The sequence below is a fragment of the Paraburkholderia sp. BR10936 genome, assembly GCF_040965735.1.
GTDB lineage: Bacteria > Pseudomonadota > Gammaproteobacteria > Burkholderiales > Burkholderiaceae > Paraburkholderia > Paraburkholderia nodosa_A.
The window spans coordinates 42,576-57,605 of record NZ_JBFRCM010000020.1; the positions used below are offsets into that span (position 1 = coordinate 42,576).

At 62.9% G+C, this 15,030-nt stretch carries 16 protein-coding genes; 4 read left to right on the top strand and 12 right to left on the bottom strand.

Going from position 1 to position 15,030, the window contains the following annotated elements:
- Positions 1-62: 62 nt before the first annotated feature.
- On the bottom strand, positions 63-1,307 hold the full coding sequence (locus AB4Y36_RS32500) for a cytochrome P450 (RefSeq protein ID WP_069268793.1): 1,245 nt from the start codon (positions 1,305-1,307) through the stop codon (positions 63-65).
- Between the two features lie 164 nt (positions 1,308-1,471).
- Here AB4Y36_RS32500 and AB4Y36_RS32505 point away from each other — a divergent pair, with 164 nt between their 5' ends.
- From AB4Y36_RS32505 to AB4Y36_RS32520, 4 genes are all read left to right on the top strand, one after another.
- On the top strand, positions 1,472-2,200 hold the full coding sequence (locus AB4Y36_RS32505; protein ID WP_368685183.1) for a TetR/AcrR family transcriptional regulator: 729 nt from the start codon (positions 1,472-1,474) through the stop codon (positions 2,198-2,200).
- 111 nt (positions 2,201-2,311) lie between these two features.
- Complete coding sequence (locus tag AB4Y36_RS32510; RefSeq protein ID WP_368685184.1) at positions 2,312-3,574, top strand: NAD(P)/FAD-dependent oxidoreductase; 1,263 nt, start codon at positions 2,312-2,314, stop codon at positions 3,572-3,574.
- A gap of 21 nt (positions 3,575-3,595) precedes the next feature.
- The gene (locus tag AB4Y36_RS32515) at positions 3,596-3,916 is read left to right on the top strand and encodes a 2Fe-2S iron-sulfur cluster-binding protein (protein ID WP_069268796.1); all 321 of its coding nucleotides are present in this window, start codon (positions 3,596-3,598) and stop codon (positions 3,914-3,916) included.
- A 5-nt stretch (positions 3,917-3,921) separates the two neighbouring features.
- Positions 3,922-4,698: an SDR family NAD(P)-dependent oxidoreductase gene (locus AB4Y36_RS32520; protein WP_342947386.1), complete on the top strand. Its 777-nt coding sequence runs from the start codon at positions 3,922-3,924 to the stop codon at positions 4,696-4,698.
- Between the two features lie 52 nt (positions 4,699-4,750).
- Here AB4Y36_RS32520 and AB4Y36_RS32525 read toward each other — a convergent pair whose 3' ends face one another.
- The 11 genes from AB4Y36_RS32525 to AB4Y36_RS32575 all read right to left on the bottom strand — a co-directional run bounded on the left by AB4Y36_RS32525 (position 4,751) and on the right by AB4Y36_RS32575 (position 15,029).
- A complete protein-coding gene (locus AB4Y36_RS32525) occupies positions 4,751-5,329 on the bottom strand; it encodes a nuclear transport factor 2 family protein (protein ID WP_069268798.1) in 579 nt (192 codons plus the stop codon).
- Positions 5,326-6,159 (bottom strand): SDR family oxidoreductase, encoded by an 834-nt coding sequence (locus AB4Y36_RS32530; protein ID WP_368685185.1) that lies wholly within the window; start codon positions 6,157-6,159, stop codon positions 5,326-5,328. The genes AB4Y36_RS32525 and AB4Y36_RS32530 overlap by 4 nt, the downstream gene beginning before the upstream one ends.
- A gap of 17 nt (positions 6,160-6,176) precedes the next feature.
- Positions 6,177-7,319 carry an acyl-CoA dehydrogenase family protein gene (locus tag AB4Y36_RS32535; protein WP_368685186.1) on the bottom strand — a complete coding sequence of 381 codons (1,143 nt, stop codon included), beginning with the start codon at positions 7,317-7,319 and terminating at the stop codon, positions 6,177-6,179.
- Between the two features lie 2 nt (positions 7,320-7,321).
- A complete protein-coding gene (locus AB4Y36_RS32540) occupies positions 7,322-8,524 on the bottom strand; it encodes an acyl-CoA dehydrogenase family protein (protein WP_069268800.1) in 1,203 nt (400 codons plus the stop codon).
- Positions 8,525-8,601: 77 nt separating this feature from the next.
- A complete protein-coding gene (locus tag AB4Y36_RS32545; protein WP_368617212.1) occupies positions 8,602-9,381 on the bottom strand; it encodes an enoyl-CoA hydratase/isomerase family protein in 780 nt (259 codons plus the stop codon).
- 31 nt (positions 9,382-9,412) lie between these two features.
- Positions 9,413-10,306: a crotonase/enoyl-CoA hydratase family protein gene (locus AB4Y36_RS32550; RefSeq protein ID WP_069268801.1), complete on the bottom strand. Its 894-nt coding sequence runs from the start codon at positions 10,304-10,306 to the stop codon at positions 9,413-9,415.
- A 37-nt stretch (positions 10,307-10,343) separates the two neighbouring features.
- Entirely contained in the window at positions 10,344-11,873 is a 1,530-nt protein-coding gene (locus AB4Y36_RS32555) for a class I adenylate-forming enzyme family protein (protein WP_069268802.1), read from the bottom strand.
- A gap of 33 nt (positions 11,874-11,906) precedes the next feature.
- A complete protein-coding gene (locus AB4Y36_RS32560; protein ID WP_368685187.1) occupies positions 11,907-12,728 on the bottom strand; it encodes a 2-oxo acid dehydrogenase subunit E2 in 822 nt (273 codons plus the stop codon).
- A gap of 50 nt (positions 12,729-12,778) precedes the next feature.
- Entirely contained in the window at positions 12,779-13,009 is a 231-nt protein-coding gene (locus AB4Y36_RS32565; RefSeq protein ID WP_069268804.1) for a biotin/lipoyl-containing protein, read from the bottom strand.
- Between the two features lie 44 nt (positions 13,010-13,053).
- Positions 13,054-14,046 carry an alpha-ketoacid dehydrogenase subunit beta gene (locus AB4Y36_RS32570; RefSeq protein WP_342947379.1) on the bottom strand — a complete coding sequence of 331 codons (993 nt, stop codon included), beginning with the start codon at positions 14,044-14,046 and terminating at the stop codon, positions 13,054-13,056.
- The gene (locus AB4Y36_RS32575; protein WP_368602290.1) at positions 14,043-15,029 is read right to left on the bottom strand and encodes a thiamine pyrophosphate-dependent dehydrogenase E1 component subunit alpha; all 987 of its coding nucleotides are present in this window, start codon (positions 15,027-15,029) and stop codon (positions 14,043-14,045) included. The genes AB4Y36_RS32570 and AB4Y36_RS32575 overlap by 4 nt, the downstream gene beginning before the upstream one ends.
- Position 15,030: the final 1 nt, after the last annotated feature.

Here is a 15,030-nt window from a genome sequence, read left to right on the forward strand (position 1 = left end):
CCAGCGGCACCTGTCTTGTCGGTCGGCCTCGTAAAAAGCCCATGAGGCCGGCTTTGTTCTGATTAGCCGAAGACGACGGGAATCGAATGCGGAACGCGCATCATGATGCCGTTGATCTGCGGAGCCTGCGCGGCCGGATCGAGACGAAGATTGGGCAGTCGGTCGAGGATCGCGTTGAGCGCGCGCGTCATCTCCACACGCGCGAGATGTTGACCAATGCACACGTGCGGTCCATACGCAAACGCGAAATGGCGGTGAGCCGGTTTGCGATAGATGTCGAACTTGTCCGGATCGGGGAAGCGGCTGGGATCGCGATTGGCGCTGCCCGCCAGCACGTCCAGAAATGCGCCCGCGGGAATCTCGACGCCACCGAGCGTGACGTCACGCGTCGCCATGCGCGACTGCATCAACACCGGACCGTCCCAGCGCAGGGCCTCTTCGATCGCCTGGGCGACCAGCGTACGATCCTGGCGCACCGCTTCGAGCTGTGCCGGATCGCGCAGCAGTGCGAGCAGCAGCACGCTGGTTGCGCGATAAGTGGTGTCGCCGCCCGCATTCACGAGTTGGCGCAGGAACGAAATGACGACCTCGTCCGGCAGCAATTCGCCATCGACTTCCGCGGTGGCCAGCGCGCTGACGAGATCGTCGCCTGGATTGCCGCGGCGCGCCTCGACGAGTTGCGCGAAATAAGCGCCCAGCTTCGTCGATGCCTCCACGCCGTGCGCCACGTCGATCGAAACCAGCGTTTGCGCGATCGCCAGCTTGTGGAAGATCTTCACGTCCTCCGGCGGCAATGCGAGCTGGCGGTAGATGATATTGAACGGATAGTGAAGCGTGAACTCGTTGACGAGATCCGCATGCCCGCGATCCACGAACTTCGACATCAGTTCGTTTACCACAGGATCGACCAATGTGTCGCCCCATGCCGCCACCGTGTGCGGCAAGAACGCTTTCTGGAAAATGCGGCGGTAGCGCGGGTGCTCTGGCGCATCCATCGTCGAAATGCTGCGTCCGAAGCTGATGCCGATATTGCGCTCGTAAGACTTGTTCGAGAACGTCGCCGGATCACCCAGCACCTGCGATACCTCGTCGTATCCGAATACGCAGTAGTGCGCGACATCGGACATCGTCAGGTCCGCGGCACCGCCCATCAGCACACGATAGTCCCCTTCCTGAACCATGCCTTTTTCGCGCAGCTCGGCAATGCGCGGATACGGGTTGGCATCGGCTCCGTAAGCGAGCGAATCCTCGAAAAAGGGGTTGAACGTCGGATCGTCGAAGTCTTCAAGTCGCAGCGCGCCAGCCATGGTTCCAGTCTCCATTAGTCGTTCGATTGCAGGTGCACGGCCTTGCCGTTTGTACCTATAGTTGAACTATGTTCGATTTTGCACGATTGTGCAAGAACGTTTTATTATTCGGTTGAAGGGCCTCCGGCGCTTGACCGGTTTGCGCCTGTAATGAAAGGGAAACTATGTCGTCGAGCAATACCCAGGCCGCCAGCAGCCCGGCAGCCGATAACAGGGAACCGCGCGCTTCGGCTCGCAGCACAACGCCCGAGCGCATTCTCGATACAGCCGAAAGGCTGTTCGCGATGCATGGTTACTTTGGTACGTCGATTCGCGACATCATGCAGAGCTGCGGCATGGAGCTGAGCCTCGCGCGCTACCACTTCGGCAGCAAGGACGCCCTGTTCCAGCAGGCGATAGGCCGCCGCGCGGCCGTGATCAGCCAGCAGGTGATCGGATCGCTGGAAGCGGCGCTCGCGCCGCAACATGGCGAGCGCCCCGATGTGGAAGCCATCGTGACCGCGCTTTCCGCGCCGGCCTTCGCGCATCTGAAAAGCGGCGACCCGGGGTGGCGAAACTACCTGCGCCTGCTGACCCAGATCGGCTGCCTGCTGGAGCGCCCCGACCTCACGGCGCCGTTCTACGACCAATACGCGCCGGCCGCGGCGCGCTACCGCGACGCCTTCGCGAAGGCACTGCCCGGCACGACGCGGGAAACCGTCGAACTCGTGCAGCATTTCGTCGAGTCCGTGTTTCACCTGGTGCTCAACGAGCTGTACGCGAAAGAAGCCCGATCCGGAACGCGCGCACTGACGGCACCGCATATCGAGCGCATGCGCACCTATTTGATCCGCTTTGCGGTTGGCGGCATAGAGGCGATGGTCGACTCCGCGCGGGACCAACGGGGTGCGTGAGCGGGGTTGATGAGCATTGACAGCCGCGGCGGCCGTCGTTCACAATTTAGAACAATATTCAAAATAACTGAGGCCGCAGCGAGCGCGGCCGTGCGAGACGGAGTTCGCCTTATGACAGCTGTAGACGCAGAAAACACCGCACTGATCGTTGGAGCGGGTCACGCTGCGGGAGAATGCGCGACCGCGATCCGCGAACAGGGTTGGACGGGACGCATCGTGATGGTGGGAGAAGAACCGCATTTGCCGTACCAGCGGCCACCGCTTTCGAAGGCATTCCTGTCGGGCGAATCGACCGCCGAGCAGCTCTACCTGAAACCGCTTTCGACTTACGACAAGGCACGCGTCGAGTTCATTCCGAATACGCGCGCGGAGCGCATCGACCGTGACGCGAAACGGGTCACACTCTCCGATGGCAGCGAGATCAGCTACGCGAAGCTCGTTCTGGCCACCGGCGGCCGCGCGCGGCGACTCGCGTTGCCGGGTATCGAAGCCATCGAGAAGCTGCAGAACTTTCACTACCTTCGCACGCTCGATCACGTCGCGCGCATTCGTAACCAGTTTCATGCGGGCTCGCGCCTCGTGATCATCGGCGGCGGATATGTCGGCCTCGAAGTGGCTGCCGTGGCCGTGAAGCGCGGCTTGCACGTCACCGTGCTCGAGGCTTTGCCGCGTGTGCTCGCGCGCGTCACGGCGCCCGAGCTTTCCGCGTTCTACGAGAAAGTGCACCGCGAGGCCGGGGTCGACATCCGCACGAATGCGATCGTGAGCGGATTCGAACTCGACGCGTCCCGCGACGCCGTCGCCGCAATCTGCTGCGCGGACGGCACGCGTGTCGCGGCGGATCTCGTCATCGTCGGCGTGGGACTGGAGCCCGCCACCGAACTCGCGCAGGCCGCGGGTCTCGCCGTCGACAACGGCATTGTGGTGGACGAGCATACGCGCACCTCCGATCCGAATATTTTCGCGGTCGGCGATTGCACCAATCATCCCAATCCCGCGCTCGGCCGGCGGCTGCGCCTGGAGTCGGTGCCGAACGCACTCGAGCAGGCCCGCACCGCCGCGGCGTCGCTGTGCGGCAAGGAGCGCGTCTACAACAGCGTGCCGTGGTTCTGGTCCGATCAATACGATCTGAAGCTCAAGATGGTCGGGCTGTCCCAGGACTACGACGAACTCGTCTTGCGCGGCAGTCCCGAGAGCCGCTCGTTTTCGGCGTTTTATCTCAAGGACGGCGTGATGCTCGCAGCCGACACGGTGAGCCGCGCGCCCGAATTCATGCTGGCAAAGCGGTTCGTCGCCGAGAAAATTCCGGTTCGTGCGGCCGATCTCGCCGACGAGTCGATCCCGTTGAAAAGTCTGCTTCCCCAGTCCAACTAAATTTTCAGAGGTCCAGAAGCCATGCCGCTCATTCGATTCATCCAGCCGGACGGCAGCGAAGCCAGTGTAAGCGCCAACGTTGGCGACTCGGTCATGCAAACCGCCGTGAACAACCAGGTCCCGGGCATTCTCGGAGATTGTGGCGGCAGTTGCAGCTGCGCGACCTGTCACGCCTACGTCGACGAAGCCTGGCGCGGCCACATGCCAGCGGCCGAGTCCTACGAAGTCGACATGCTCACCTGCGCGATGGACGTGCGCGAAAACAGCCGTCTGACGTGCCAGATCTTCATGACGCCGGAACTGGACGGCCTGGTGGTGCGTCTGCCCGGCTCGGCGGCTTGAGCGTCATGACCACGACTGCCCCACGCACGACGCTAATCACCGGCGCGGCTTCCGGCATGGGCGCCGCCCTCGCCCGGCATTTGTCCGCACTCGGCGAACGGGTGATTGGCGTCGATCTGAACAATGCCGAAGTGTGTTCGGACCTCTCCGACCCGGCGGAACGTGCAGCGCTCGTCGCGCGCGTGCAGGAGATTGCGCCATCGATCGACGCGGTGGTCGCGTGCGCCGGCGTATCTCCCCCCGTGGCCGGCGATACGCTCGTGTCGGTCAACTACTTCGGCGTTGCGGACCTGCTGCCGCGCCTGTTGCCGCTCCTGCAGCGTGGAAAGCAGCCCCGCGTTGTGGTGATCTCTTCACTGGCCTCGCTTCATCCCGTCGATACGCGGCTCGTCGAGTTATGCCTCCACGGCGACGAAACCGCCGCGCGGGAACAGGCCGCGAAAATCGGCGCGCAATGCTATGCGTCGTCCAAACGCGCGCTGACCCAATGGATACGGCGCACGGCCGTGCTGCCTGGCTGGGCCGACCAAGGGGTGCTGCTGAACGGCATCGCGCCGGGCATTGTGAAAACGCCGATGGTCGCGCCGCTGCTCGAAACCGCCGAGGGCCGCGAGGCGCTTGCAGCGGGTGTACCCACCGCCGTGCGGGACTATGCGAGCGCGGAGCAGATCGTTCCGCTCCTTGCGTTCCTCGCCGGTCCGGCCAACGCCTACATGGTGGGCCAGGTACCCTTCGCGGACGGTGGCGCGGACGTGCTCCTGCGCGGGGAAGCGGCGCTTTGATGCACTCGCCGGCGCGCTAGCGCCAAAGGCACAAACACGATTACGGCGGCGCTTACGGCGCCTTCGTCAATGCGTCGATGGCGTGTTGTTCGCTCCTGCTCCAGAACGCCGCCCACGTCGGAAAGCCCTGAGGAAGACGCGGCTGGTACCGATCACCCTCATATTTGCCAGGCCAGTTCTGGAAGCGCGGCGCGCCGGGACGTGCGAGCCAGTCCGTCGAATACCAGTGCTGCTCTTCGCGCCGCTCGAAATACCACTGCCCGTCGCGCCGCACATAGTGATCGAAGTAACAGATCGCCATCACCACCCACGAGCCGTTGTCCTCGTGCTCCGCGCGGCAATATACGCTACCCGTCGCGTGGTCGGCGTCGATGAAATCGACTGCGTGGCCGCAAATCTGGTGGATACTGCGATAAAACCCGCGCAGGATATGTTCGGACCCGTAGAACGTTTTCAGCGCAGCGCGCCCCACGCCCCAGCGGCCGCAATCGACGTCCTCGGCGAACAGTTGCACGAGGCTGTCCAGATCGCGCGAATCGACCGCGAGCGCGTATCGCACCGGCAACTGCTGAATGGCGAGTTGCGCCTCGATGCGTTCGACACGCGCAAGAAGGCTGAGGTCCGTCGTCATGCCGCCCCCTTGGCCGCGATGGCCGCGTTGGCCGAACGTGCGCGGATTTCATCGGCATAGTACGGCTGGTGCGAAAGCAGTCCACCGTCAACGTTGAATACCTGGCCCGTGACGAACGCCGCTTCGTCCGAAGCGAGATACACGACCGCGTGCGCAATGTCTTCGGGCTGCCCAAGGCGAGGCGTGAGATGGTGGCTCAGCATCATTTCCCCGAGTTCGCCCACGTAGTAAGCCTCAGTCACCGGCGTGACGATCAGCCCGGGAGCAATCGCGTTGCACCGTATGCCCTCCTTGCCGTGCTGCGCGGCTAGGTAGCGCGTCAAATTCTCGATGCCTGCCTTGCAGACGCCATAGGCGCTGTACCCGAGCGCACCTGCCTGAGCCGAGCCCGAAGAGGTATTGATGATCGAACCGCCGCCGCGCAAGCGCATGAGCGGCAGCGCGCGCCGCGAAGCCAGCATCGTGCCACGAAGATTGATGCGCATCGTGTCGTCCCACACCGCGACGTCGACCGCCTCGACCGCCGCATCGACCGTACTGGAAAGCGACGTGGCCGCGGCGTTGTTGTGCAGGATATCGAGGCCGCCCCACGTCTCGAGCGTGAGATCGAACAACGCCGCGATCGAGCTTTCGTCGCCGATATCGACACGCGCCGCAATCGCCTGGCCGCCCGACTCCTTGATACGGCGAACCTGCTCCTGCGCGCCTTCGAGATTCAGATCCGCCACCACCAGCAACGCGCCTTCCTGCGCGAGCCTCGCGGCACAGGCGGCGCCGATACCCGATGCCGCCCCGGTCACAATCGCAATCTTGTCTTTCACGCGTTGCACGATCTGCTCCTCCGGGCTCACACCGTTACCGGTGTGCGGTTACTTGCCGCAACGCGGTCGAGATGAAAGTCGATATCGCCGAACATCTTTTCCATCATCGCCATCTTGCGGAAGTAATGGCCGATCGGATATTCCTCGGTCAGCCCCATGCCGCCGTGCAACTGGATGCCCTGCGCGCAAACGAAGCGATTGGCACGCGCGGCAACGGCCTTGGCCGCCGAGATGGCCCGGCTGCGTTCGGCCGCTGGACGGTCCAGGTGCGCGATCCCGCAGTACAACATCGAGCGCGCTTCCTGCGTGGCGACGAACATCTCCGCCATGCGGTGCTGCAATGCCTGGAACTTGCCGATGGGCTGGCCGAACTGCGATCGCCCCTTGATGTACTCCGAAGTGATGGCCATCACCGCCTCCATCATGCCGAGGCTCTCGGCCACGCTCGCCAGCGCGGCGAGTTCCGTTGCCTGCGTGAGCACCTCCAGCGCGCGCTCCGGTCCGACGATCAGCGCATCGTCGCCGACCTCGACGTCGTGCAAGTCGATATCCGCCGCACGGGAGCCGTCGAGCAGGCGATATGACCGGCACGTGACGCCCGCAGCACGACGGTCGACAAGAAACACGGCCACGCCTTGCGATGCGGTTTCCACTCGCGCGGTCACGAGCAGTTGATCTGCCGACTCACCGGCCACCACCAGCGTCTTCGCACCGCTGATCAGGTAACCCGAGGAGGTTTTACGAGCATGGGTTCGCCCATGGCAACCGACCTTGTAGCGGCTGCCCGCTTCACTATCCGCGAGCGAAAGCAGCAGCTTGCCTTCGATGACGGCGGGCAGCAGCGTTTCGCGCTGTGACTGCGCGTCGCCCCGCTCGATGATCGTGGCGCACAGCAGTGCCGTTTGCACGACCGGCTCGAGCGCCATGCCGCGGCCGAGCGCCTCCATCAGGATCGCCATTTCGACAAACGAACAACCCAGGCCGCCAACATCTTCCGGCATGGTCAGCCCAAGCCAGCCAAGCTCCGCGTATGCGCGCCAATGCTCGCGGCTGAAGCCCTCCTGCTGCGCCACGATGTGCGTACGCGCCTCGAATCCGTACTCCTGATGGACGTAGCGCTCGGCGCCATCCTTCAGCATCAATTGTTCTTCGGAGAAGTTGAAGTCCATGGCTACAGTCCGAATGCGAGTTTCGCAATGATGTTCTTCTGCACTTCGCGCGCACCGCCGTAAATGGTGGATGCGCGCGCGATGAGATAGCCCGACGTGCGGCCGCCCACGTAATCTGGCCAGTTTTCGTCGACCGCGGGATCGGCGTGCGCGACGCTGTGGTCGTCGAAGCGCATCACGCGAGGACCCAGCGCGTCCATCTGGAGTTGCGTCACGCGCTGCTGCATTTCCGACCCGCTGATCTTCAGCGCGGACACCACGGCGTCGAGGTTGCGCTCGCTCTTCTCTTCGGCGAGGATGCGCAGCACCGACCACTCGAGCGCCATGAGATCCGTTTCGATCTCCGCAACCTTGCGCGCGAACCCTGGCGTATCGATCAGCCGCACGCCGTCGACCATCTCCTGAGCAGCGATGTCCTTCGCGCGTTGCAACTCACGTTTGTTGAAGTACAGGAACGCGCTCGTCGTGCGCTCCTTCTCCAGCAGGTACTTCGCATAGGTCCAACCCATGCCCGCCTCACCCACGAGATGCGCCTTCGGCACACGGACGTTCTCGAGGAACACCTCGTTCAGTCCCCTGCCGCCTTCGATCGACACGATCGGACGCACGGTAATGCCCGGCGTGTCCATCTTGACGAGCAGGAACGAGATGCCACGCTGCGGCTTGACCGTCGTATCGGTCTTGACGAGAAAGAATCCCCAGTCGGCAATCGTGGCGTCGCTCGTCCAGATCTTCTGGCCGTTGATGACGTACTCGTCGCCATCGAGTACCGCCGTGGTTCTCAGTCCGGCGAGGTCGGAGCCCGCGTTCGGTTCCGAGAATCCCTGGCACCAAAATTCGTCGCCACGCAGGAGCGGCTTCAGGAAGCGCTCCTTTTGCCAGGCCGAGCCGAACGCGATGATGACGGGCGCGACCATATGCGTGGACTGCCAGCTGTAGTCCATGGCATCGGCGTTGTACAGCTCTTCCATGAAGATATGCTTGCGAAACCCGCTCCAGTCGGTGCCGCCATGCTCGACCGGCAAATGGGGCGCGCCCCAGCCACGCTCGTACAGGATGCCCTGCCACTTGCGAATGTCGTCGCGCGCAGGCGGATGCACGCCCACGCGCCACCGGCGTGAAATATCGGCGGGTGCATGCTCCTTGAAGAACTGCATCACTTCCTGGCGAAACGCTTCGTCTTCCTTGCTATAAGCGAAATTCATGTTTCCCGACTCCTGAATCTTTTACGCACCCGTATATCAGACCGGCCGGGCTCGCCCTACTCGTGGAGGAGCCCCATTTAGCGGCCACGGAAGGCAGGCGCTCGTTTTTCTCTCGCGGCCAGCCGGCCCTCCGCTGCGTCTTCTGAATTCACCGCGAGCGCTACCGCGTTCAGTTCCTGGGCCAGAAACTCTTCCATGCTTGCGGTGTTCAGCCGGAACAATTGCTTCGTCAGGCCAAGCGAAAAGGTCGGGCCGGCCGCCAGTTCGCCGGCCAGCTTCGCGGCTGCCGCGTCGAGTTCGCCGTCCTCGACGAAGTGGCTGGCAAGGCCCATATCGAGCGCTTCCTGGCCTGTCAGCCGGCGATTCAGATACATGATTTCCTTGGCGCGAAACTCGCCGCAATGACGCGCAAGCAGATGCACCATGCCGCCTTCGGGCAGCGTGGCGCGCATCAGGAACGCGGGAATGAACTGCGCCGTGTCGGAAACGACCAGCTGGTCCGCGCAAAGCGCGAAGCTCCACGCGATACCCACCGCAACGCCCCGCACAGCCGCGACCATCGGCTTGTTCAGGTTGTACAGCCTCAGCGCGATCTTCTGATAGACGGCCATCGAAGCACGAGCATGGGCAACGCTCATCTGCGGCGGCGCGGCGCCGCTGCCTTTGATATCGGCGCCCGCGCAGAAAGCGCGGCCTGCGCCGGTGAGAATGACCGCGCGAATCTCCGGGTCCTGCTCGATGCGATCGAGGTGGCCGAGAATCAGTTGCAGCATTTCCGGCGTCAGCGCATTGAGCTTCTCGGGGCGGTTCAGGCACAGCGTCGCAACCGCGCCGTTCAATGTGAGTTCAACGTCCATGATGTTCGGATCTTCGTTCGAGTTCGGTTCGTCAACTGCCACGAGCGTGCAGGCGGATCATTCCGTCGCCGAATGGCTCGTCGCGGCGCTTGAGCGCTTCCTTCAGCCCAACCGCTTCCATATCTGCCTTGAACTGCGCGCGGCGCGGTCCCTGGCTCTGGTGAGCCCGCGAGTCGTTCTCCACGGCGAGCCGCTGAAGCGTGCGCGAACCGGCCAGTTCCAAGCCGATGTTGACGATGCGCTTGTTGGCCGCCAACAGATCGGCGTCGACGAAAGACAGACGGCGCGCCAGTTCGCCCACCTCCGCCTCGAGTTGCTCCGCCGGCACCGCGTCCATGACGAGGCCGATTTTCGCCGCGTCTCTTCCTGACAGCGAATCTCCGGAAAGCAGCAGACGTTTCGCCCACTGAGGGCCGACGTGATAGAACCACATATGCGCGGGGGGGGAGCCGTTGGCGCGCGTGGCGGGAAAACCGATTCTCGCGTTGTCGGCGGCGATCACCATGTCGCATGCGAGCGCGAGATCCGTGCCGCCTGCAAGACAGTTGCCGTGAACCTGCGCGATGATCGGCTTGTGGATCTCGGCCATCAGATTGACCGTCTCTGCCTGCCGCTCCATCGACCAGCAGTCGTCGTCGAAACTGCGGATCGTGCCACGATACTCACCCGGATCGATGGCTTCCGCCGCCCGGTCCGTATACGTCGTCACGAGGTCGTATCCCGCGCAGAAGTCACGGCCCGCCCCCGAAAGCACGATCACGTTGACCGACTTCAAATCGTCGGCTTCCAGCAACGCCGCCTTGAGTTCCTGCAGCAGCGGATTGTTGATGGCATTGCGCTTGTCCGGGCGATTCAGCGTGATGCGTGCAACGCGCTCCGCGACTTCGAACTGTACGCACTCCGTACTTTTTAGCCATTTTGCCATGATCGGTTCTCTCTGAATGAAGCGATTGCCGGTTCAACTACGCAAACTGCTTGCGCAGAATCACCTTGCTGATCTTGCCTGTCGGCAACCTCGGTAGCTCGTCGACGAACGCAATGGCTTTCGGGCACTTGTAGCTCGCGATCAGGTCGCGACAAAATTCGATCAGCTCGGCTTCGCTCGCTTGTTCGCCCCGACGCAGAACGACGATCGCCTTGACGCATTCGCCCCACTTCTCATGCGGAACCCCGATCACGGCCACGTCGACGACGGCGGGATGCTGCACCAGTGCGTCCTCGACTTCACGGCTGTAAATGTTCTCCCCGCCCGAAATGATCATGTCCTTCTTGCGGTCGACGAGGAAGATGTAGCCGTCCTTGTCCTGATAGCCCATGTCGCCGGATCGATACCAGCCGTCTCGCAGTGCTTCCACCGTCGCGACGCTGTTATTCCAGTAGCCGCTCAATTGCGTCTGCGAGCGCAGCCATACCTCGCCCGTCCGGCCTTGCGGCAAGTCGTTGCCGTGGTCGTCGACGATGCGTAGTTCGATGCCGGGACACGGGCGCCCGACCGATGCGAGGCGCCGAACCTGTTCCGGCGAGCCGTGCGGCTTGACCTCGTGAGAAGGCAACCAGCATGCGTTGCTCTCGGTCATGCCGTATTGGACCGAAAACACGGGGCCGAGCACCCGAATGCCACGCGAAAGCAGCGGCGCAGGCACGGGTGCCGCCGCGGTGACGATGTTCTCGATGCTCGATACGTCGTAGCTCGACAGTTCCGGCACGTCGAGCACCGCCTGAAGCATGGCTGCCACCATGAACGTGAAGGTGATACGCTCCTCGGCGATCGTTTCCAGCATCTGCTTCGGCTCGAAGCCGCGATGCACGACCGTCGTGCCGCCCATCCAGGCCACAGAATTGACGAAGCCAATGCCGCCGACATGGAACGCCGGCGTGGTTTGCAGCACGCGCGTGTTGCCGGAAAACTCCGTGACGAGCGCGCAACTTTCCGCGGTGACGCACATGGCGTGGTGCGTGCGAACGACGCCCTTGGGACGCCCCGTGGTGCCGCTGGTGTACATCAGGTAAGCGTAGTCTTCCGGGTTCGATCGGATCGGCGGCCCTTCCAGCGGACCCTCGTCCATCACCGCTTCGAATGAAACGGCCCACTGCGGCGTGTCGCCGATGCAGATGTACTGCTCGATTTCCGGCAATTGCGAACGCAGCTCATCCACGACATCCGCGTACTGCGCCTCGAAGACAAGCGCCTTGGGGGCCGCATCCTTGAGGATATAAAGAATCTCCGCTGGCGCCAGCCGGAAGTTGACGGTTGCCAGAATGAAGCCTGCCCACTCGCATGCGCGGTAACTCTCGTAGTACTCCGCACAATTCATCGCGAGGATCGCAACCCGATCCTGACGCCGCAGGCCGCGCTCATAGAGCGCCCCAGAGAAGCGGCGCGCGCGCTCGGCCAACTGAGCGTGCGTCAAACGGCGCTCAGCGTACACGAGCGCCGTGTGGTCGGCATGCAAGCGAGCGTTTCGCTCAATCATCTCGCCAAGGGTTCTCATTTCAGTCCCGTCGTTGTTTGTCACTTCGTTCTTTTAGCCTGCGAGCGCCTGCGGATCGGCCAGCACGGTCCCGATGAATGCGGCGAAGCGCGCCGCATCGGCTCCGTTGATCACGCGATGGTCGTAGCTCAGCGAGAGGGGTAACATCTTGCGCCAGCTAATACCGCCACCGCCGTCTTCCGCGGGTGCGGCCGCCAGCCGTGTTTTGGTCACGCCGAGAATCGCCACCTCCGGCGCATTGACGATAGGCGTGAAGCCGGTGCCCCCAAAGCCGCCGAGCGAGCTGATCGAAAAGCAACCGCCAGACATCTCCGCCATCGAAAGGCCCTTTTCGCGCGCCTTCAGGGAAATCGCCGCGAGTTCGGTTGCGAGTTCCTCGACGCTCTTCTTGTCGCAATCACGCAGCACCGGCACGAGCAGTCCAAAGCGGGTGTCGACCGCGACCCCAATGTGGAAATACTTCTTGAGGACGATGTTCTTGCCATCCCCGTCGAGCGAAGCGTTGAATTGCGGAAACTCCTGCAAAGCGCGCACCACCGCCTTGATGAGAAACACGAGCGGTGTGAGCTTCACTGCCGCATTCGCCTCGTTGCGCGCCTTGCGCCAGGTTTCGAGCGATGTGATATCCGCGTCGTCGTGGTGCGTCACATGCGGAATCGTGAGCCAGTTGCGCGACAGGAAGGCGCCTGTGAGTTTCTGGATGCGCGAGACCGGCTTGATCTCCACCTCGCCGAATTCGGCGAAGTCGACCTGCGGCCAGGGCGGCAAATTGGCACCCACTGCAGGCGTTACGGGTTCGCCGGGTCCGGCATTCGCATTGGCCTGCGACCGGTTAGCAACGGATTCGACACTCATCGCGGATGCCTCTTCAAACGACCTTTGGGTACTTGACGGCGTGAAGCCGATCAGACGATTTCCGCCAGCAGCGTGCCGACGGGATACACCTCGCCAACCTGTGCGACGATGCGCAGCTTGCCCGACGCCGGCGACTCGACTTCCTGAATCGACTTGTCGCTCTCCAGCGCGTAGAGAATCTGGCCTTCGTTGACGGTCGCGCCGTCTTCGGCCAGCCATTCGGCCAGCGTGCCTTCGTTCATCGAAAAGCCCAGTTTGGGAAGCAGAACTTGTGTGGTCATGACATTGCTCTATTGATGATGAAAATCCTTGGGGTGCGCCGCTCTTATTTCAACGTGGCGCGAACCGCCGCTTCGATATCGGCCACGCCCGGAACGAAGGCGTCCTCAAGCGGCTTGGAGAACGGCACAGGGCAGAATTGCGCGCCCACGCGCTGCACCGGCGCCTTGAGTTCGCGGAAAAGGGCTTCGTAAATGCGCGAAGCGATTTCCGCGCCCACGCCGAACGGCCTGACCGCCTCGTGTACGACGACGGCACGTCCCGTTTTGGCAACCGAAGTCAATATCGTTTCGGTATCCAACGGAGAGACAGTGCGCAAATCGATCACCTCACACGCGATGCCATCTTTCGCGAGCGCCTCCGCGGCAACCATGACCTCTTGCATGCGGCGGCTGTAGCTGATCACCGTCACGTCGGTGCCTGCGCGCACCACGTTTGCCTTGCCAAGCGCAATCGCCACGCCGCGCTCCGGCGCATTGCCCGGATTCCAGTAGGACGGCATGTTCTCGATGAACAGGCAGGGGTCGTCGTCGCGGATGCAGGACAGCATCAGGCCATAGGCATCGGCCGGGTTGGAAGGCGCGACGACCTTGATGCCCGCAACGTGCGCGAACCATGCCTCCAGGTAATCGGCATGCTGTCCGCCCGTGCCGAACCCCGCGCCCGTCATGGTGCGAATGACGAGCGGCACGTTGGTCTGTCCGCCCGACATGAAGCGCAACTTCGCGGCGTGATTGACGATCATGTCCATCGCGACCGTCGTGAAGTTCATCAGCATGATTTCCGCAACGGGACGCATGCCGACCATCGACGCGCCGATCGCGGCGCCGATGATGGCCTGCTCCGAGATCGGCGTCGAACGCACGCGCGACGTGCCGTATTTCGAAGACAGTCCCTTCGTTACGCCGACAATGCCGCCCTCCTGGCCATCGGCCACGTCTTCACCCAGCACGATCACATTGGCGTCGGCCGCCATTGCGTCGTCGAGCGCGTAGTTGACGGCCTGGATAGTGTTGATGTTCGTGGGTGCCTGGCTCATGCGATCACCTCGTCCTTGAAGATGTCACGGCGAAGCTCCGCAACGTCGGGATATTCGCTCGACAACGTGAATTCGACAGCAGCATCGATCTGCGTCTCGTGATCGGATTCCATCGCGGCCAGTTGCTCTTCGGTTGCGTGCTTCGCTTCGATGAGCCACTGCCGGAAGAGCGGCACGGGATCCCTGGCCACCCAGGCGGCCTTTTCGTGCTTGTCCATGTACGCGTCCGGGTCGCCGAACACGTGCCCCTGAAAGCGGAAGGTATTCGCTTCGATGAGCGTCGGGCCGCCGCCGTTGCGAGCGCGTTCGACCGCCTCGTGTGCCGCCCTGTGCATCGCGATCGGATCGTTGCCGTTGACCGTGACGCCGGGCATCTGATACGCGACGGCTCGCTGCGCGATATTCGCCACAGACGTGCCGTAAGCGTATTTCGTGTGCTCGGCATAGCCGTTGTTCTGGCACACGAAGATCACCGGCAACTTCCAGACGGAAGCCATATTCAGCGACTCATGGAAAGCACCGATATTCGACGCGCCGTCGCCGAAATAAGCCACGGCCACCCGCGGCTCGCCACGAATCTGCGCGGCCAGCGCGAGGCCGTTTGCAATGGGCATGGAACTGCCCACGATGCCCGTCGTCACCATGACGCCGGATGCGGGATGGGTAACGTGCATCGGGCCGCCCTTGCCCTTGCAGGTGCCGGTCACGCGGCCGCCCAGTTCGGCCCACAATTCCTTGAGCGGCACACCCTTGGCGATCATGTCGTGAACGCCACGGTAGATCGTGCAGATGTAGTCGTCGTCGGTGAGGCACACCGACATCGCGGAGGGAATCACCTCCTGGCCGCGCGGCGAGTAGTACGGCATGACCAGCTTGCCGGACTTGATGACGGCACGAAAGCGCTCATCGTTCTGCTTGATGAGTGCCATGCGCCGGTAAATGTCGACCAGGACTTCACTGCTGGGCGGCTGATAGGCGTTCATT

Bases quoted from the DNA above. Each gene is read 5' to 3' on its own strand.
- AB4Y36_RS32500 (WP_069268793.1), bottom strand. From the start codon at position 1,307: ATGGCTGGCGCGCTGCGACTTGAAGACTTCGACGATCCGACGTTCAAC.
- AB4Y36_RS32505 (WP_368685183.1), top strand. From the start codon at position 1,472: ATGTCGTCGAGCAATACCCAGGCCGCCAGCAGCCCGGCAGCCGATAAC.
- AB4Y36_RS32510 (WP_368685184.1), top strand. From the start codon at position 2,312: ATGACAGCTGTAGACGCAGAAAACACCGCACTGATCGTTGGAGCGGGT.
- AB4Y36_RS32515 (WP_069268796.1), top strand. From the start codon at position 3,596: ATGCCGCTCATTCGATTCATCCAGCCGGACGGCAGCGAAGCCAGTGTA.
- AB4Y36_RS32520 (WP_342947386.1), top strand. From the start codon at position 3,922: ATGACCACGACTGCCCCACGCACGACGCTAATCACCGGCGCGGCTTCC.
- AB4Y36_RS32525 (WP_069268798.1), bottom strand. From the start codon at position 5,329: ATGACGACGGACCTCAGCCTTCTTGCGCGTGTCGAACGCATCGAGGCG.
- AB4Y36_RS32535 (WP_368685186.1), bottom strand. From the start codon at position 7,319: ATGGACTTCAACTTCTCCGAAGAACAATTGATGCTGAAGGATGGCGCC.
- AB4Y36_RS32540 (WP_069268800.1), bottom strand. From the start codon at position 8,524: ATGAATTTCGCTTATAGCAAGGAAGACGAAGCGTTTCGCCAGGAAGTG.
- AB4Y36_RS32545 (WP_368617212.1), bottom strand. From the start codon at position 9,381: ATGGACGTTGAACTCACATTGAACGGCGCGGTTGCGACGCTGTGCCTG.
- AB4Y36_RS32550 (WP_069268801.1), bottom strand. From the start codon at position 10,306: ATGGCAAAATGGCTAAAAAGTACGGAGTGCGTACAGTTCGAAGTCGCG.
- AB4Y36_RS32555 (WP_069268802.1), bottom strand. From the start codon at position 11,873: ATGAGAACCCTTGGCGAGATGATTGAGCGAAACGCTCGCTTGCATGCC.
- AB4Y36_RS32560 (WP_368685187.1), bottom strand. From the start codon at position 12,728: ATGAGTGTCGAATCCGTTGCTAACCGGTCGCAGGCCAATGCGAATGCC.
- AB4Y36_RS32565 (WP_069268804.1), bottom strand. From the start codon at position 13,009: ATGACCACACAAGTTCTGCTTCCCAAACTGGGCTTTTCGATGAACGAA.
- AB4Y36_RS32570 (WP_342947379.1), bottom strand. From the start codon at position 14,046: ATGAGCCAGGCACCCACGAACATCAACACTATCCAGGCCGTCAACTAC.
- AB4Y36_RS32575 (WP_368602290.1), bottom strand. From the start codon at position 15,029: ATGAACGCCTATCAGCCGCCCAGCAGTGAAGTCCTGGTCGACATTTAC.